This is a genomic window from Exercitatus varius, from assembly GCF_029577735.1.
Taxonomy (GTDB): Bacteria; Pseudomonadota; Gammaproteobacteria; order Enterobacterales; family Pasteurellaceae; genus Exercitatus; species Exercitatus varius.
In genome coordinates this window covers 41,882-60,436 of sequence record NZ_JARQTO010000010.1, presented here as the reverse complement: position 1 = coordinate 60,436, position 18,555 = coordinate 41,882, and the positions used below count along the sequence as shown (strand labels likewise).

Annotated in this window: 14 protein-coding genes and 1 other RNA gene; 8 read left to right on the top strand and 7 right to left on the bottom strand. The window is 48.7% G+C overall.

The window, feature by feature from the left end; genetic code table 11:
• Nucleotides 1-312 precede the first annotated feature (312 nt).
• The 3 genes from P7M01_RS08270 to tesB all read right to left on the bottom strand — a co-directional run bounded on the left by P7M01_RS08270 (nucleotide 313) and on the right by tesB (nucleotide 3,987).
• Nucleotides 313-1,218, bottom strand: a complete 906-nt coding sequence (locus tag P7M01_RS08270; RefSeq protein ID WP_317483524.1) for an RsiV family protein — start codon at nucleotides 1,216-1,218, stop codon at nucleotides 313-315.
• Between the two features lie 53 nt (nucleotides 1,219-1,271).
• Nucleotides 1,272-2,999 (bottom strand): arginine--tRNA ligase, encoded by a 1,728-nt coding sequence (argS, locus tag P7M01_RS08265; RefSeq protein ID WP_317483523.1) that lies wholly within the window; start codon nucleotides 2,997-2,999, stop codon nucleotides 1,272-1,274.
• A 112-nt stretch (nucleotides 3,000-3,111) separates the two neighbouring features.
• Nucleotides 3,112-3,987: an acyl-CoA thioesterase II gene (tesB, locus tag P7M01_RS08260; protein WP_317475151.1), complete on the bottom strand. Its 876-nt coding sequence runs from the start codon at nucleotides 3,985-3,987 to the stop codon at nucleotides 3,112-3,114.
• Between the two features lie 97 nt (nucleotides 3,988-4,084).
• On the opposite strand from tesB, the gene ffs reads away from it, so the two are divergent.
• An RNA gene (gene ffs / locus P7M01_RS08255) (signal recognition particle sRNA small type) lies at nucleotides 4,085-4,182 on the top strand.
• 52 nt (nucleotides 4,183-4,234) lie between these two features.
• Here the strand turns inward: ffs and cydC are convergent.
• The 3 genes from cydC to P7M01_RS08240 form a co-directional block, all read right to left on the bottom strand.
• Nucleotides 4,235-5,959, bottom strand: coding sequence for a heme ABC transporter ATP-binding protein/permease CydC (gene cydC, locus P7M01_RS08250; RefSeq protein WP_317483522.1), 1,725 nt, complete (start codon nucleotides 5,957-5,959; stop codon nucleotides 4,235-4,237).
• A 178-nt stretch (nucleotides 5,960-6,137) separates the two neighbouring features.
• Complete coding sequence (gene cydD / locus P7M01_RS08245; protein WP_317483521.1) at nucleotides 6,138-7,898, bottom strand: heme ABC transporter permease/ATP-binding protein CydD; 1,761 nt, start codon at nucleotides 7,896-7,898, stop codon at nucleotides 6,138-6,140.
• 85 nt (nucleotides 7,899-7,983) lie between these two features.
• Nucleotides 7,984-8,328 (bottom strand): hypothetical protein, encoded by a 345-nt coding sequence (locus P7M01_RS08240; RefSeq protein WP_317475154.1) that lies wholly within the window; start codon nucleotides 8,326-8,328, stop codon nucleotides 7,984-7,986.
• Nucleotides 8,329-8,482: 154 nt separating this feature from the next.
• Here P7M01_RS08240 and lrp point away from each other — a divergent pair, with 154 nt between their 5' ends.
• The 7 genes from lrp to P7M01_RS08205 all read left to right on the top strand — a co-directional run bounded on the left by lrp (nucleotide 8,483) and on the right by P7M01_RS08205 (nucleotide 17,627).
• Complete coding sequence (gene lrp / locus P7M01_RS08235) at nucleotides 8,483-8,962, top strand: leucine-responsive transcriptional regulator Lrp (RefSeq protein ID WP_202937759.1); 480 nt, start codon at nucleotides 8,483-8,485, stop codon at nucleotides 8,960-8,962.
• A gap of 1 nt (nucleotide 8,963) precedes the next feature.
• Nucleotides 8,964-11,780, top strand: a complete 2,817-nt coding sequence (locus tag P7M01_RS08230) for a DNA translocase FtsK (RefSeq protein WP_317483520.1) — start codon at nucleotides 8,964-8,966, stop codon at nucleotides 11,778-11,780.
• 61 nt (nucleotides 11,781-11,841) lie between these two features.
• Nucleotides 11,842-12,528, top strand: a complete 687-nt coding sequence (gene lolA, locus P7M01_RS08225) for an outer membrane lipoprotein chaperone LolA (protein WP_317486337.1) — start codon at nucleotides 11,842-11,844, stop codon at nucleotides 12,526-12,528.
• A 77-nt stretch (nucleotides 12,529-12,605) separates the two neighbouring features.
• Entirely contained in the window at nucleotides 12,606-13,949 is a 1,344-nt protein-coding gene (locus P7M01_RS08220) for a replication-associated recombination protein A (protein WP_202937757.1), read from the top strand.
• Between the two features lie 25 nt (nucleotides 13,950-13,974).
• Nucleotides 13,975-15,141 carry an N-acetylglucosamine-6-phosphate deacetylase gene (gene nagA / locus P7M01_RS08215; RefSeq protein ID WP_317483518.1) on the top strand — a complete coding sequence of 389 codons (1,167 nt, stop codon included), beginning with the start codon at nucleotides 13,975-13,977 and terminating at the stop codon, nucleotides 15,139-15,141.
• A gap of 165 nt (nucleotides 15,142-15,306) precedes the next feature.
• The gene (gene serS / locus P7M01_RS08210) at nucleotides 15,307-16,596 is read left to right on the top strand and encodes a serine--tRNA ligase (protein ID WP_317475158.1); all 1,290 of its coding nucleotides are present in this window, start codon (nucleotides 15,307-15,309) and stop codon (nucleotides 16,594-16,596) included.
• 74 nt (nucleotides 16,597-16,670) lie between these two features.
• Complete coding sequence (locus tag P7M01_RS08205; RefSeq protein WP_317483517.1) at nucleotides 16,671-17,627, top strand: AEC family transporter; 957 nt, start codon at nucleotides 16,671-16,673, stop codon at nucleotides 17,625-17,627.
• Between the two features lie 114 nt (nucleotides 17,628-17,741).
• Here P7M01_RS08205 and P7M01_RS08200 read toward each other — a convergent pair whose 3' ends face one another.
• Nucleotides 17,742-18,545 (bottom strand): D-hexose-6-phosphate mutarotase, encoded by an 804-nt coding sequence (locus P7M01_RS08200; RefSeq protein WP_317483516.1) that lies wholly within the window; start codon nucleotides 18,543-18,545, stop codon nucleotides 17,742-17,744.
• Nucleotides 18,546-18,555 lie beyond the last annotated feature (10 nt).

The window sequence follows — 18,555 nt, the reverse complement described above, 5'->3', positions numbered from 1 at the left end:
TCATTTCGTTATTGAACGGATGATTCCGCTTGAATTGCACTATTTTACAACGCTTGCAAATTCGTGATCAAATTGAGCTAATAACGGCTAGCGGAATGCGCCGTTGGGCGCGTGTCGGTGAGTTTCTTTCATTCGGGAAAAGTGCGGGAGAAAAAACGATCGTTTTTTTGCCCGCACTTTATCGGTTCATATCTTATTTTGGTCGTTTTTTATGGCTCGTGGAAACGGAAGCCGTAAAAATAATCGGGCATTTTGCGTCGAAAGAAAAGCCAACGGGAAAAGTGCGGTCAAAAAATCGAAAGTTTTTTCTTCTTACCACAGATATTCGGGTTTTAGCCATTGACGCGCGGCAGACCAAGGCAACAGCAGTTGAATTTCTCCTTCGGCGTAGGAACCAACCGCGTAGGGCGCATAATTGAACGCCACACCGCCGGCGGTGAAATAGAAATCCGGTGACACGTCAAATTCGTTTTTTGACACAAAATAGTCGGCTTCTCTGCGCATGCCGTTTTGGGCGTTATAAAGTTTGTAAGCTCCCCATAAGGCGTCTTTGACTTTGGCCAGATTGTCGTTGCCGAAGGCGGAGGCCAAGTCGATGACGGCTTTTTTATTCGTATCGATGTTGATGTAGTTGGTCCAGCTCATCGGATGCGCGCCGCCGCCGTCCATAAAAGTCACTTGCTCGAAAGTGACGACATTTTGCCGTTGTCCGATGTAACGCATGGTTTGCGAATAGTCGTTAGCGCGGCTTTCAAAGGCTTCGGCGCTTTTTCGGGCGGATTCGTATTGCCGGCTGAAAATCGCCTGCAGCCGGGCTTTCGGATCCAGAATGGCTTCGATTTCCTGCTTGTCGGCGTGATTGTCGGTGTTGAGATAATCCGCCGCAATTTTGTTGTAGAGGAGTTCGTTTAACCATTGTACGCCGGTGTCCACCAGAAATACTTTCACGGAAGCCGTACTTTCCGTGATGAAATCCTGCGGTTTGGGATTTTGGCGTTTAAATTCAGCGGACTGATTAAAAATTTCCACCGGTTTTACCAATAATGCGGGAATTTCCGACCGCACTTTTGCCAGTTCGTCCTGCGCCTGCTGTAAATCCGTTTTTAACTGAGCGGCCGTTTGTTCCGCCTGTTGCAGTTTTTCCCGGGTTTCTTTGTCGTAACAGCCGGAAAGCGCAATAGCGGACGATACCAGAATGACGGATAATGTTTTTTTCATATTAACCCCTTAGAAAAATCCCTCTTCATATTGAAGAGGGAATAATTGAAAAATTACATTTTTTCGACGGTTTTAATGCCGAGTAAATCCAAGCCTTGTTTTAAGGTTTTTGCGGTTAACGCCGCCAGTTTCAAGCGGCTGTTTTTGATTGGCTGTTCCGCATTTAAAATCGGGCAGGCTTCGTAAAAACCGGAAAAGGTGCCCGCCAGTTCGTATAAATACTGGCAAAGAATATGCGGCATGCCGTCTTTTGCCACGCCATTGAGCGCTTCTTCGAATTGCAATAATTTGATGACCAGCGCGCGTTCCTTATCGTCGGTTAACACAATTTCGTCGCTGAGACGGCTTGGCTCGATACCGGCGCGGGCGAAGATGGAACGAATGCGCGTATAGGCATATTGCATATAAGGCGCCGTGTTACCTTCGAAGGTCAACATGTTATCCCAATCGAAAACGTAGTCCGTGGTACGGTTTTTAGATAAATCGGAATATTTTACCGAACCGATGGCAACCGCTTCCACCACCGCGGCTTTTTCTTCGGCGGTCAAATCCGGATTGCGCTCGGAAATCAGTTTATCGGCCCGTTCCACCGCTTCATCCAACAGATCTTTCAATTTTACCGTGCCGCCCGTGCGGGTTTTGAACGGTTTGCCGTCTTTGCCCAGCATCATGCCGAAGAAAGGGTGTTCAAGGCTGAAGGAATCCGGCACATAACCCGCTTTCCGGGTGATTAACCAGGCTTGTTGCATATGTTGGCTTTGGCGGCTGTCCGAAAACACTAATACGCGATCCGCATGTAATTGGTGACAGCGGTATTTTGCCGCCGCAATGTCGGTTGTGGTGTAAAGGAATCCGCCGTCTTTTTTCTGTACGATAACGCCCATGGGATCGCCGTCTTTGTTTTTGAATTCATCCAGATAAACCACTAAAGCGCCGTCATCTTCCACCGCTAAGCCCTGTTTTTTCAGATCCGCGACGATTTCCGGCAACATCGGGTTATACAGGCTTTCGCCCATTACGTCTTTTTCCGTTAAAGTCACGTTTAGTCGGTTGTAGTTTTCCTGATTGTGACGCATGGTGATGTCCACCAGTTTTTTCCACATCATACGGCAATATTCGTCGCCGCTTTGCAGTTTGACCACATAATTACGGGCTTTTTCCGCAAAGGCTTCATTGCTGTCATAATGTTCTTTCGCCGCACGATAGAACGCTTCCAAATCGCTTAATTCCATGGCGGTGGCGTTTTCGTTTTCCATTTTTTCCAAATAGGCAATCAGCATACCGAATTGGGTGCCCCAGTCGCCTACATGGTTGGCGCGAATGACGTGATTGCCTAAAAATTCCAGAGTGCGTACTACGGCATCGCCGATAATGGTCGAACGCAAATGTCCTACGTGCATTTCTTTTGCAACGTTAGGAGAGGAATAATCCACCACGATGGTTTGCGGTTTTTCCGTTTTTATCCCAAAATTGACCGCACTTAACATCTTGTCCGCGTTATTTGCCAGCCAGTTTTTTGCTAAGAAAATATTGATGAAACCCGGACCGGCAATTTCCAATTTTTCCGCAATGCCGTCGAGTTTTAAATTATCCAGCACTTTTTGCGCAAATTCGCGCGGGTTTAAGCCTAATTTCTTTGCGGCGCCCATAATGCCGTTCGCCTGGTAATCGCCGAATTGCGGTTTACCCGATTGACGCACCGCCGGTTCCACGGGCTGTTGCGCACCCGCCGCGATCATAGCTTGTCCGATTTGTTCTGAAAGAAGTTGTTGAATATTCACGTTTAACCTATTTGATTTTTTTACTTGTTGATTTCCGTCTGACCGGTGAAGGTGTCGGAGGAATTCATCGGATTCAAAATAATCCGCTATGATACCGAACTATCCTTAGTTATTAAAGCGTTTTTGCTTCTTCGGTAAAACGGATTAAACCTTCCTGCTGGGTTGTCGCGATTAGGCGTCCGTATTTGTCGAAAATCTGTCCGCGTGACAAACCGCGTGCGGCGTAGGCATTGTTGCTTTCAATGGCATAAAGCAGCCAATCGTTTAAATCAAAGCTGCGGTGGAACCAAATGCTGTGGTCGATAGTGGCGACTTTCATACCTTTCTGCAAAAATCCTTTTTCATGGGGATGAAGTGCGGTCAAAATACAGTGAAAATCGGAAAAGTAAGCCAGCAGACATTTCTGAATATTGGCGTCAAGCGGCGCTTCGCCGTTAGTTCGAACCCAAACGAATTGTTCCGGCGGCAGTTTTTGACCGCGGAACGGATTGTTAATGTATTTGGAACGAATCTCGAACGGACGTTCCGCCAGAAATTTGTCGCGTACGTTTTCCGGTATAAAGAGCGCCGCCTGCTTAAGCGCCGAGCTCTCGGAAATCCATTCTTCCGGCGATTCCACCTGTGGCATCTTGCTTTGGTGTTCGAAACCGTATTCTTCCACCTGGAAAGACGCGGTGACATGACAAATCGGTCGGTTGTGCTGAATGGCTTTCACCCGCAACGCAGTGAAGTTGTGCCCTTCGCGCAGGGTTTCAACGTCGTAAATAATCGGATAACTGCTGTCACCGGGCGCTAAGAAATAAGCATGACAGGAATGTAACAAGCGGTTCGGCGACGCCACCTGCATAGCGGCGGAAAGCGCCTGTGCCACCACTTGTCCGCCGAATACCTGGCGAAATCCCAGATCTTCGCAGTTGCCGCGGAATAGCCCGTCGTCCAATTTTTCCAATTTCAGTAATGTAATTAATCTGTTTAATGCGGTTGACATAATATTTCCTTTTTCGTTTGCATTTTGGGGACGATTCACGCATAATACGCCCACTCAATCGGTATGCGAAAGCAAATCGGTGAGTTCGATGGGAACCTCCTCGGTCTCTCGCAACGGTGTCTGGTTTACCTGGTCAGGTTCGGAAGAAAGCAGCCAAAGTCAGAATTTCTGTGTGCCGAGAATCACTGGGGAGGTTTCCGCCCATTCAGCGGATAAAAATCTCAGCGGAAGCGACTTTACGCTTCGGCTAAATTCTCGCCGTTAACCGCTTAAATAAACCGTTTTCCCGTTCCATTAATTCATCAAAACGTCCGTTTTCGATTAAACGACTGTCATCGATGACATAAATCTGATCGAACCGTTCAATTTCCGTTAATCGGTGTGTCACCATAATTAAGGTTTTCTCTTTTGCGTGTTCAAAAATGAGCCGCAACATACGGCGTTCCGTTTCGCGATCCAGCCCTTCCGTCGGTTCGTCCAATAATAAAATCGGCGCGTCGCTTAATAAAATACGGGCTAACCCCAAGCGACGCTGTTCGCCGCCGGAAAGCGGGCGTCCGCCGTCGCCGAGCCATTGTTCCGGACCTCGTTCCGCAAGATGTTGCAGACCGACCCGATTTAACACATCGCTGATTTGCCGCTCGGTCAAGATCGAACGGCTTGCCAGTTGCAAATTGTTGCGCAAACTGTCGCTGAATATATGGACGCGTTGAGTTAAAACGGCCATTTGCGCGCGTAACGCGCTTTCACTGTAAGCGGAAATCGGTTGTTCGGCAAATAAAATTTCGCCGCTATCGGGCGCATAATTGCGTACCAATAACTGCAACAGCGTGGATTTTCCGCTGCCCGTTTTGCCTAATAGAGCGACTTTTGTTCCGCGCAGAATCTGCAAATCCAGCCGGTTTAAGGCAAGCTGGGAACGGTCGGGATAACGGAACGTCACTTGTTTTACGTCGAATAAAACGTTGGAATTTTTGACCGCACTTTGTGTGCCGGAAAAGTCCACCGGCGGCTTTTGCCGCGCAATATCGCTTACCCGTTCGGCGGAAGCGATCACTTGTCCGATATGTAAAAACGCCGCGCCAAGGGGAATTAAAATTTCAAATGCTGCCAGCGCGGACATGGTGAATAAGGCGATAAAGGCGAATTGTTCAAGCTCCGAACCGAATTCGGTGGCGGCCGCCAGCCATAAGGTGAGCACCACCAATAATCCGTTGAAAAACATGAAAAGTGCGGTGGATAATCCCGACAAATTGCTTTCCCGCCGTTGATAAGCCTGCCAGTTTTGCTCGGTTCGGTTTAATTGGTCGCGCAATGCGGACGAAGCGTTAAACAGCAGCAGTTCCGCTTGAGCCTGAATGAATTCCACAAATTGTTCGCGATAGCGGGCGCGGGATTGGGTCAGTTTCGCGCCGAATCGCGTGCCGAGGCGGTAAAAAACCGGCGGCATCACCAATAACAGAATTAACAATGTGCCGCCGATAAAAAGGGCGAGCGGTAAACTGAAAAAGCTTAATCCGATCGTCATAAAAATAATCACCGCCGATGCGCTGATGAAAGGCGCAATCAGACGTAAATACAGGCTGTCCAGGGTGTCGACGTCCGCGACCAGACGATTCAGCAAATCACTGTTGCGGTAACGGTTTAGCACCGCGGGCGACAACGGAATGATTTTTTCAAATACCTGCACCCGCAATTTGGCGAGAATACGAAAGGTGGCGTCGTGCGTGACTAAGCGTTCGAAATAACGGGCGGCGGTGCGTCCGATGGCTAAACCGCGTACGCCGGCGGAGGGATAGAAAAAGTTGAACAGCGTTCCTGCGCCGGCAATGGCGGTGGCGGCAAGGAACCAGCCGGAAAGCGAAAGTAAACCGATGCCGGCGGCAAGCCCGGTTATCATCAATATCACGCCGAGCGCTAAAGAGGCTTTGGCATGGCGAAACAGTTTTAAATAGGGAAGTAATGCACGCATTTTATGGTCGTTTTCCTCAAAATGATGTTTTTTTCGATCGTACTTTTATTTTTTGTCGCTTATAAATAGGTAAAGTGCGGTCACAAAAAGCAACGTTTTTTGAACGTTGGCTTTGCCAACGGTGGCGAAGCCATAAGTAATCGCGCCGGCGATTACGCATAAATTTTTCACAGTTTTTTTATTGAATATCCTGATTTCGCCGATTGAGCAGTTCCGCAAAATAACCTTGCCGGCTTAATTCCTCAAAACGTCCTTGCTGAACGATTTGTCCTTGTCGCATCACCAGAATTTGATCGCTGTGTTTTAAATCTTCAATGCGGTGAGTAATCATCAGCGTAGTGTGTGCGCAATCAATGGCGTTCAGCGCCTGCAACACCTGATTTTCCGATTGTGCGTCCAGGCTTGCCGTCGGTTCGTCCAATAACAGCAAACTGCCTTTGCGCAACAACGCGCGGGCGACGGCTAAACGTTGCGCTTGCCCGACGGAAACGCCTAAACCGCCGTCTTTAATTTCGCTGTTTAAACCTAATTTATCGGTGAATTCTTTGGCATTCGCTTGTTGCAGTGCGGCGTCGATTTCTGCTTGCGTGGCCTGAATATCGCCGAGCAACAGATTATCTAAAATAGAACCGTGCAACAACAACGGATTTTGTCCCACCCAGGCAATTTGCCGGCGCCAGGCGGCGATATCCGCTTGGCTGAGTTCTACGCCGTTAATTTTCAGGCTTCCTTCATAATTCAGAAAACCCAGTAAAACGTTCATCAGAGAAGTTTTTCCCGCGCCGCTTTGCCCCACCAGCGCCGTATGACTGCCGGCCGGAATACGGAAGGTGAGCGGTTGAGTTAACGGCTTGCCTTGCGGTGAAAGCACCACTAAATTTTCTGCCGAAATATCGACCGCACTTTTATGAGGAATTTGAATATTTTGCCGGCGTTGTGACGCGGTTTCCGTGTCTAAAAAGTCCACGATGGCGTCCGCCGCGCCGATGGCGGCGGAACGATCGTGATAATAAGCGCCCAAATCCCGCAAAGGTTGATAAAATTCCGGCGCGAGAATTAAGCAGAAAAAGCCGACGAACAAGGTCATGCCGGCGGAAAGTTGGCCGAATTCGATTTGCCCCAAATAGCTGAAACCGAAATACACCGCCATAACGGCGATGGAAATTGAGGTGAAAAACTCCAACACGGCGGAAGACAAAAACGCCATTTTTAATACGTCCATGGTGGTTTTGCGGAAATCTTCCGTGGCTTGTTCGATATGCCGGGTTTGTTCCGAAGTGCGGTCAAAAAGATGCAAGGTTTCCAGTCCGCGCAGACGATCTAAAAATTGCGCGCTCAGTTTTGCCAGCGTGTCCATGTTCCGCTGGCTTTTATCGGCGGCGGCAATGCCGACCAAAATCATAAATACCGGAACCAGCGGCGCGGTGAGCAGCATGATTAAGCCGGCGGCCCAGTTTAACGGAAATACTGCAATCAGAATAACGCACGGCACGATGACGGATAATATTTGCTGCGGCAGGTAACGGGCATAAAAATTATGCAGATTTTCCACTTGTTCCAACATCAGCGTCGCCCAGCCGCCCGCCGATTTGCCGTTGATGACGGCAGGGCCGACGGCATGAATTTTTTCCAGAATTTGTCGCCGAATAAAATTGCGTAATTTTTGACCGCACTTGAAGCCGATTTTTTCCCGTATATAAAGTATGCCGGCGCGCAAGGCAAAGCAGATAAACAGACCGATAAATTGCGGAATCAGCGCAGAACGGGCGCTGTGTTCGATAATTAAAGCGTGCAGTAACGAGGCCAATAACCAGGTTTGAGCCACTAAAATCAATGAGGAAAGGGTCGCCAGCAGGATATTCAGATTCAGTTCTTTTTTGATGGGCTTTTGCTGCGAACGCAGCCATTTAAACAGATATTTTTGACGAGATTTTTCCATGTGCGTTTAAAGTAGAATTCAGTAGTTAATGCTTGAATTAATTCGGAGAATTTTACAGGATTTCAGAAAAACATGCACTTAAAACCTAAATACATCCTCCGCAGCTGCCGCAACGCCAGTCTTCTTTGTTTACCGCGCGATAAAAATGACGCATGGTTTGTTCTTCAATGGGAATATTGTGCTCGATAAACACATCTGCCAGCCAGTCGGCGTTTTCGATAATCCAGTCGTCCTCGCCCAGCCCTTCGCGGTATAACTCGTCTTCGGGATCGATAAAGTTATAAATGCCGTCCGTGCCCATATCTTCGCTACGTTTATGTTCCGGCAACATGACGGGCAGACCTTGGTAAGAAATGTCCCAGTGTCCCAAACAAAGAGTATTTCCGATAATCGACCATTTGGCCTGAAACGGATTGTTCGAATCGTTCATTTTTGCTCCTTCTGACTTTTACCGATTAACTATACGCCGATAAACGGAATTAAAAATACATAAAAATAGGGAAATATTATTGACTAATATGCTGATACATGATGAAAAATCATGTACACTTGACAGGATTTTATTCTATTAATCGGTGAATTTTGTGGATAAAAAATTGCCTAAAGCTCTTGATGCTATTGATATCAAAATTTTAAATGAACTCCAACGTAACGGAAAAATCTCGAATATCGATTTATCCAAGAAAGTGGGGTTGTCGCCGACGCCTTGTCTTGAACGGGTAAAACGCCTGGAAAAGCAAGGCGTGATTATGGGATACCGTGCGCTGTTAAATCCGGAATTACTGGATGCGCCGTTGCTGGTGATCGTGGAAATCACCCTGATTCGCGGTAAACCGGACGTATTTGAAGAATTTAACGCCGCCGTTCAGGCGCTGGATGAAATTCAGGAATGCCATTTGGTTTCCGGCGATTTCGATTATTTACTGAAAACCCGGGTTGCCGATATGGCGGCATACCGCAAATTGCTGGGCACGACGTTGCTGCGCTTGCCCGGCGTGAATGACACCCGCACTTATGTGGTTATGGAAGAAGTGAAACAGACGAATTTTTTACAGTTGAAATAACATGATTAGAAAAATAACGGAAGGTTTTTCGCCGAAACATTATTTGGTGGAATTGATTTTAGGATTGACCGCAGTTTTCGGGTTTTATTTGATTATTGCCTGGTCCAGTTACAGTCCTTTTGACAGCGCTTGGTCGGTGTCCGGTTATCAACCCGAAATCATTAATAAAGCCGGTAAACTGGGTGCTTGGGTAGTGGATCTGTTTTTTACGTTCTTTGGCGACGTCGGACATCTTTTACCGTTTTTGATCTGTATCACCCCGATTTATTTTATTCGCACCAAGCGTGTGGACAGCCTGACCTGGACGCGTTTCAGTTTGCGCATGTTCGGGTTTGTCACATTTATGCTGGGTGCCACCGCACTTTGCGCATTATTGCTGAATAATACGCCTTACCATTTGGCCGGCGGCGTGCTTGGCGGCAGCTTGGTGAAACACTTGTTTCCGGTTATGGGGAAATTCGGCATTTTATTATTCGGCGTGGCGTTGACCGTTCTCGGTTTCGTGTTTTGTTCCGGCGCCTCATTAATTCGTCTGCTGGTGGCGTTTTATAATTGGATTACCATGCAGAACGAACGGCCGGCATCGCCTGAAAATGCGCAGCCGAATGGCGAGGAATTTACGACTTCGACGGAAACGGAACGGGCTGAGAATGAAACGGCTATTTCGGTGCCGGCATATAACGATTCCTCGTCCGTTCATATTTCGGGCCTGGAGACGGCGCAAGAGGATAAAACCGCTCCGATCAGCGTCGATAACGCCGATATGCTGGAAAAATTCGACGCCTATGATTTGGGCGCGGATCAGAATTTGCCTCATGTGAGTATTGCCGGCGACGATTATTCTTACGACGATGAAGCTCAGGACGCGCGGCATGTCGCGGAACAATCGGGCCTGCGGCCGGCTTTTATCCAAAACGGCGCGTCAAATGCAGCGGAAACGGCCGATATGTTTGCTTCGGATGATTCGGATTCCGTGCATATTCCCGAAGTAAAATTAATGCCGTCAACCGATACGCGACAGACGGCTAATCCGCTTTCCGCCGCCGGCGTAGTTGAGCCGGTTGAAGTGATGGGAAAAATCGATAAAAAACCGACCGCACTTTTCGAGAAAATTGAAGAGGAATTAGATGACGATGCCGAATTAGCGGCGCAGTTTGCCCAACAGGAAGCGGCGCGTGAGCAGGCGCGTCAGATTAAAGCGCAGGAAATGGGAATCAGTTTGGCGGAGTCGCCGACGGAATCCGACGCGCTCCCGGGTTTGCGCACGATTTCCATCGATCAGGCGATTGCGTTGTTCGGCGATCACAAAGCGCCGGAAAAACCGACCACGGATATGCCGAGTCTGGATTTGTTGGATCAGCATTCCAGTCAAACCGTCAATGTGACGGAAACCGAATTGCGTGCTACTTCGCAGCGAATTGAACAACGTTTACGCGATTTCAATGTCAAAGCAACGGTGAAAGACGTGTTGGTCGGGCCGGTGGTGACCCGTTATGAACTTGAGTTGCAACCCGGCGTGAAAGCGTCGAAAGTCACCAGTATCGATACCGATTTGGCGCGGGCGCTGACATTTAAGGCGATTCGGGTGGCGGAAACCATTCCGGGCAAGCCGTATATCGGTATCGAAACGCCGAATGCAAAACGCCAGAACGTTTATTTGCGCGATGTATTGGACAGTGAAACGTTCCGAAATTCTACCGCACTTTTACCGATGGCGTTAGGCAAAGATATCAGCGGCAAACCGGTGGTCATCGATTTGGCGAGAACCCCGCATCTGTTGGTGGCGGGCTCCACCGGTTCGGGGAAATCCGTCGGCATCAACACCATGATTCTGAGCTTGCTCTATCGGGTGAAACCGGAAGAAGTGAAGTTCATCATGATTGACCCGAAAGTGGTGGAGTTGTCCGTGTACAACGGTATTCCGCATTTGCTGACGGAAGTGGTGACGGACATGAAAAAAGCGGCCAACGCTTTACGTTGGTGCGTGGATGAAATGGAACGCCGTTATCAGTTGCTGGCGAAATTGCGGGTACGCAATATCGAAGGTTTCAACGAACGGATTGACGCTTATCGCGCGGAAGGCGTGGTGATTCCTGATCCGTTATGGAAGCCGTCGGACAGCATGGATACCACGCCGCCGATTCTGGAACGCCTGAATTACATCGTATTAATCGTGGATGAATTTGCCGATTTAATGATGGTGGCGGGCAAACAAATTGAAGAATTGATTGCACGGTTAACCCAAAAGGCGCGCGCGGTGGGCATTCATGTGATTTTGGCGACTCAGCGTCCGTCCGTTGATGTGATTACCGGATTGATTAAATCCAATATTCCAAGCCGTATCGCTTTTACCGTAGTGCAACGTAACGACTCGCGTACGATTTTGGATCAAAACGGCGCGGAAGCGCTGCTGGGGCGTGGCGATATGCTGTATCTGGCGAACGGAACCACGGAATTAATGCGGGTACACGGCGCATTTATGACCGATGACGAAGTAAACCGCGTGGCGGACGACTGGCGGGCGCGGGGTAAACCGAATTATATTTCTTCGATTCTGGAAAGTTCGGAAGAGGATGAAGCGGATAACGAAGAAGGTTATGGCGCGTCGGACGACGAGCTCGATCCGCTGTTCGATAAAGCGGTGGAAGTGGTTAGCAGCACGGGGATGACTTCCACCTCATTTATTCAGCGTCGGCTGAAAGTGGGCTTCAACCGTGCGGCAAATATTATGGAACAAATGGAACAACAGGGCATCGTGTCCGAAATGCGTAACGGTAAACGGGAATTATTGGTGCGCAATACCTCATCGGATTATTAATTGTGAGCGAACGGCTAAATTTTTAAAAGGAAAGCGACATGAAAAAAACAGTGAAAAATTTATGCGTAATCGCCAGTGCGATTACTTATGGCTTCGCCACCGTTGGCAAAGCNNAGCCAACGTTCAAAAAGCGCTGCTTTTTGTGACCGCACTTTTAACCTTAGCGCTGACGGCGCCTTTGGCTTTGGCGGATGCGGCAGACGAGTTGCAAACGCGTTTGCAGAAAGTGAGCGTGTTTAGCGCGGATTTCACTCAGAACGTGAGTTCGGCAAACGGTAAACAGGTGCAGCAGGGAAGCGGCAAAATTCAAATCAAGCGCCCGAATCTGTTTCGCATGGATAATAAAAAACCGCAGGAAACGCAAATTATTGCGGACGGTAAAACCCTTTGGTTTTATGACCCGTTCGTCGAACAGGTGACGGCGAACTGGGTGAGCGACGCGGTGAATAATACGCCGTTCGTGTTGCTGACCAGCAATGATCCGAGTCACTGGAATCAATATAACGTGCAACAGAATTCCGATACTTTCGTGTTAAAACCGAAAGCGAAAAACAGCAATATCAAACAGTTTGACATTCGTATCGACGGTAACGGCGTTCTTAAAGGATTCAGCACCATCGAAAAAGACGGGCAATCCAATCTGTATATGCTGCGCAATATTAACAATAACAATATTGCGGATAGCGTATTCAGCTTCAGCGTGCCGAAAGGCGCGGAATTCGACGATCAGCGCAAAAAGAAAAAATAACGGCATAAAGTGGGCGGCGCGCCCACTCTTTCTTTGTATAAATCTCCATTTTTCAACCTTCCGTAAGGGATTCCATTATGGCTAACCTGAATTTCGATTTTGCCGAAAATGATTTTCGCCCTCTTGCTGCCCGCATGCGCCCGCGTACGTTGGATGAATATTGCGGACAGCAGCATTTGATCGGCAAGGGCAAGCCGTTACGTCGGGCGATAGAGGCCGGTCACGCGCATTCCATGATTTTATGGGGGCCGCCGGGCACAGGTAAAACCACTTTGGCGGAAATTATCGCTCATCGTATTAATGCGGAAGTGGAACGCCTTTCCGCCGTCACTTCCGGCGTGAAAGAGATCCGCGAAGCCATTGAGCGGGCGAAACGGAACCGCTTGGCGGATCGTCAAACTATTTTGTTTGTGGACGAGGTCCATCGTTTCAATAAAAGTCAGCAGGACGCCTTTTTGCCGCACATTGAAGACGGCACCGTTATTTTTATCGGCGCAACCACGGAAAATCCTTCTTTTGAATTGAACAACGCCTTATTGTCGCGGGCGCGGGTGTACGTTCTGAAATCCCTGACTACGGCGGACGTGGAACAGGTTTTGCAGCAAGCGGTGGCGGATGAAGAACGCGGTTTGGGTAAAATGCGGTTAAATTTGGAAGCGGATTTGCTGCGTTTGCTGGCGGAATACGTCAACGGCGACGCCCGTCTGGCGTTGAATTGTCTGGAATTAATGGCGGATATGGCGGAAGAAGACAAAAACGGTAAAAAAATCGACCGCACTTTACTGACGGAAGTGTTGGGCGAGCGGCAAGCCAGATTCGATAAGGGCGGCGATCGTTTTTATGATTTGATTTCCGCCGTGCATAAATCCATTCGCGGTTCCGCGCCCGATGCGGCGTTGTATTGGTATGCCCGCATTATCACCGCCGGCGGCGATCCGCTGTATGTGGCGCGGCGTTTGCTGGCCATCGCCTCCGAAGATATCGGCAACGCGGATCCGCGCGCCATGCAGGTGGCGTTGAGCGCTTGGGACTGCTTCACCCGGGTGGGCGCGGCGGAAGGCGAACGCGCCATTGCCCAAGCCATTGTGTATCTTGCGGCGGCGCCGAAAAGTAACGCCGTTTATCTCGCCTTCAAAGCGGCGAAAGCGTTGGCGAAACAATCGCCGGATTATGACGTGCCGCGCCATTTAACCAACGCGCCGACGCAGTTGATGAAAGAATTGGGTAATCATGCGGAATATCGTTATGCTCACGATGAACCGAACGCTTATGCCGCGGGAGAAAATTATTTTCCCGAAGCCTTGAAAGATACGCAACTTTATTTCCCGAGTTCGCGCGGCATGGAAATTAAGATTAAAGAAAAATTGGATTGGTTGCGGGAATTGGATCGACAGAGCGAAAATGTTCGCTGGAAAAAATAAACGTTATTCGGTTTTGGAGAGAAAAATGAAATATGCGTTGATCAACGGCGTAATTTATACCGGCACGGCAGTGCTTTACGGCCATGCGGTGATTGTGGAAAACGATCGCATTGTGGCCGTTGTACGTGAAGAAGATGTGCCCGCCGGGCTATCTTCGGTGGATTTGCAGGGGCATAATCTGACCGCCGGCTTCATCGATTTGCAGCTGAACGGCTGCGGCGGAGTCATGTTTAACGGCGATATTTCGGTAAAAACGCTGGAAATTATGCAGCAAACCAATCTGCGTTCGGGCACCACCAGTTATTTGCCGACTTTTATTACCGCAACCGATGAAGGCATGAAAAGTGCGGTCAAAATTATGCGAGAATATTTGGCGCAATACCGCAATCAGGCGCTGGGCCTGCATTTAGAAGGACCTTATATCAGCTTAGCCAAAAAAGGCGTCCACCAAGCGGAATTCGTGCGGGAAATTTCCCCGGAAATGTACGATTTTTTAACTGAAAACGCCGATGTTATCCGTGTTATGACCATTGCACCGGAAAATGCCACCGCTCGTTTTATCGCCGATTTTGTGAAAAAAGGTATTCGAGTGGCGGTGGGGCATTCCGACGCATCTTACCGACAAACTAAACAGGCGTTTGCCCTCGGCGCCACCTTGGCTACGCATTTACATAACGCCATGTCGCCGGTGAAATCCGGGCGGGAAATGGGCGTCGTCGGCGCGGTGCTGGAGGAAGACAAGGTTTACGCCGGCATTATTGCGGACGGTTTGCATGTGGAATTCGGCAACATCAGCATTGCCAAACGCTGTAAAGGCAAAAAATTGTATCTGGTCACCGACGCCACGGCGGCGGCAGGGTCGGATATCGTCCGATTTGATTTTGTCGGCACCACGGTTTATGTGCGCGACGGCAAATGTTTTGACGGCAACGGCACCTTAGGCGGTTCGGCGATAACCATGATCGAAAGCGTCGGCAATCTCGTGAAAGAAGTCGGTATTCCTTTAGACGAAGCCTTACGCATGGCGAATCTGTATCCGGCCGAAGCCGTCGGTGTCGCGGATTTTCTGGGTTCCGTCGAAGCGGGTAAAATTGCCAATCTGACGGTTTTCAGCCATGATTTCCGCGTTTTAGCCAGTGCGGTAAACGGAAAATGGACGGAATTTTCACCGCACGTGAAATTCACCTTTTAAATATCGATAAATTCCGTCGCCGTCAGTCGTAAAGTGCGGGCAAAAAATGCGTTGTTTTTTGCCCGCACTTTATTCCCGCCTATTTATCAAAGAACCCTGTATTTTTCGCCCGAATGCCGTTACAATAAAAAAATATTTTATTGCAAATAATGAACTGAGGTAGCCATGATCGATCCGAATTTACTGCGTAATAATCTGGAAGAAACCGCACAAAAATTAAAAGAGAAGCGTCATTTTATTCTGGATGTGGAACAATTAAAGGAACTGGAAGAACAACGCAAAGCATTGCAGGTGAAAACCGAAACTTTGCAGGCGGAGCGTAATTTGCGTTCCAAAGCTATCGGCGCCGCCAAAGCGCGCGGCGAAGATATCGAATCTTTATTGGACGAAGTGGATCATTTAGGCATTGAATTGGCCCAGGCAAAAGCGTTGTTTGACGACGTATCCGCCGAATTAAATACCATTTTATTGACGATTCCGAACATTCCGGCGGATGAGGTACCGTTGGGTAAAGACGATACGGAAAATCAGGAAGTTTCCCGTTGGGGAACGCCGAGAACCTTCGATTTTGAAGTGAAAGATCATGTGACGCTGGGTGAAAATATTGACGGTCTGGATTTTGCCGCCGGGGTGAAATTAAGCGGTGCGCGGTTTGCCGTGATGAAAGGTCAAATTGCCAAATTACACCGCGCATTAGCGCAGTTTATGCTGGATCTTCACACGGAAAAACACGGTTATTTGGAAACTTACGTTCCTTATTTGGTGAACCACGCGACGTTGTACGGAACCGGTCAGTTGCCGAAATTCGGCGAAGATTTGTTTCACACCAAAGCTTTGGAAGGCGAGCAGCCTTACGCGCTTATTCCGACAGCCGAGGTTCCGGTGACCAATTTAGTGCGCGATGAAATTCTGAATGCGGAAGATTTACCGTTAAAAATGACCGCACATACGCCTTGTTTCCGTTCCGAAGCGGGTTCATACGGTCGCGATACCCGCGGTTTAATTCGTATGCATCAGTTCGACAAAGTGGAAATGGTGCAAATTGTGGAGCCGGAAAAATCCATGGAAGCCTTGGAAGAATTGACCGGTCACGCGGAAGAAGTGTTGCAGTTATTGAATTTGCCGTATCGTAAAGTTTTGCTTTGTACCGGTGATATGGGTTTCGGTTCCTGCAAGACTTATGATTTGGAAGTCTGGTTGCCGGCACAGGATACTTACCGTGAAATTTCCTCCTGTTCCAATATGTGGGATTTCCAGGCCCGTCGTATGCAGGCGCGCTGCCGTGCCAAAGGCGATAAAAAACCGCGTTTAGTGCACACGTTGAACGGTTCCGGACTGGCCGTAGGACGCACTTTGGTGGCGGTACTGGAAAATTATCAGAATGCCGACGGTTCTATCACGGTGCCGGAAGTTTTACGTCCTTACATGGGCGGAGTTGACGTAATCCGTCGATAATTTTAGCGTGAAAAAGCCCTGGTTAACAAACCGGGGTTTTGTTTTTTTATCCGTTCTTTCAAGCGGCAAGGCTTATGAATAGTGATTTTCTTTCTTCTCTGATATTTTCCGTGAATGTCACGTTGCCGACTTTGCTGTTGTTGCTCATCGGCATGGTATTGCGGCGGCGCCAGTTTCTGGATGATGCTTTTTGTGAAAAAGCGACCCGTTTAATCTTTAATCTTACTTTGCCGTTATTGTTGTTTTTCAACGTATACGATTCAAAAATCGATTATGCCGGCCAGCTGCCATTGATTATAGTGGCCTTTCTCGGCACGACCTTTTTGTTTGTTTCGGCCGAAATTTTCGCCGGTAAATTTATTGCGGAAAAGCGCGAGCGTTGCACTTTCGTTCAGTCGGTTTTTCGCGGAAACAACGGCATTTTAGGTTTGGCGTTTTGCGTTAACGCCTATGGAAACGCCGCGTTTGCGCCGGCGTCCATTTATTCCGCCGTTCTGATTTTTCTGTATAACATTTACGGCGTGATTACCATTACCCGTTCGCTTTCTAGTACAAAAGTCCGGTTCTCCGCCGTGTTTTTCAATATTTTAAAGAATCCGCTGATTATCGGGATTGTGTCCGGACTGGCGATGAATTTTTTTGCCGTTCCGCTGCCGGAAGCCGTGGTTTCCACCGGGCATCATTTAGCCAATATTACTTTGCCGTTAGCCTTAATCTGTACCGGCGCGACCATTAATTTTAAAACCATGGGATGGGGCTCCCGCGTCATTTCCTGGGGCGTGATCGGGCGGTTGATTGTCGCTCCGGCGGTAATGATTGCCATATCCCGTTTATTTGGCATATTCGGCATGGAATTAGGCATTGTGTTGCTGATGACCACCACGCCGCTGGCGGCCGCCACCTACGCTATGGTGCGCGGCATGGGCGGCAACGGCGTTACGGTGGCGAATATTATCGGCATCACCACTATCGGTTCGGCATTCGCCTCTTCTTTAGGCTTGATCATTCTTTCTCAGTTAGGCTGGCTTTAACGAAGCATAAAAGTGCGGTCAAAAAAAGCAACGTTTTTTGAACGTTGGCTTTGCCAACGGTGGCGAAGCCATAAGTAATCGCACTGGCGGTTACGCATAAAAAAGCCGGGTTTTTTATTTAACGCGAATAATCACCCCTACCGATTCCTGATGAATCGGCTGCCGGATTCTTGCGGTTTCCACGCAAATCATGGTTTGATAACCGCTTTCACTCATATTGCCGGTGGTTTTATGCCACGGATTCCATACCACAATATCGCCGGCATTTTGGTGTTCTATCTCAATATGACGTTGATACGCTTTATCCGCAATAATTGTGGCGCCCGCTTCGGCGCTATAAATACAATCTACATTTTCCCGGATGATTCGCGGAACGGGCACGTTTTCCTGCCGTTGAGTGAGTGAATTAAAGGCGGAGTTCGGCAGATTCAACAGTTCCGTACGATGAATATCGCCTACCTTGAAATAACTATGCAAGGCAATTTGCGCTTCCTGTCCCGTCAGATTGGTAAAGACAAGTTGACAATCGGCGCTAAAGATCATGGTGAGTGTGGCGACGGTTTGTTTTTCATGAATCAGCGTAAATGTGAGTTGAAACGAATCCGGTGCGATTTGATGGGACGTTAATTCCCACAGCGAGATTCGGGCGTAACCGTGCGCCGGTGTTCCCGCATTGTTAAACCAGGGAAAACAAACCGGTATGCCGCCGCGAATGGCGCTGCCCGCTTTGAACGGCTCGATTTCGCTCAGCCACAGCACGTCATGTTGTGCGCCGGCCGGCTTCCAACTCAATAAATGTGCGCCTTGCAGGGCGATTTTGGCCGAGCCGACGGCATGTTCCGCTTCAATGACGGGGATGTCATTATATTGATAAAGGGAAATGCCGGTATCAATGTGTCGAATAAATTTACGTTTCATCGTTAGTCCT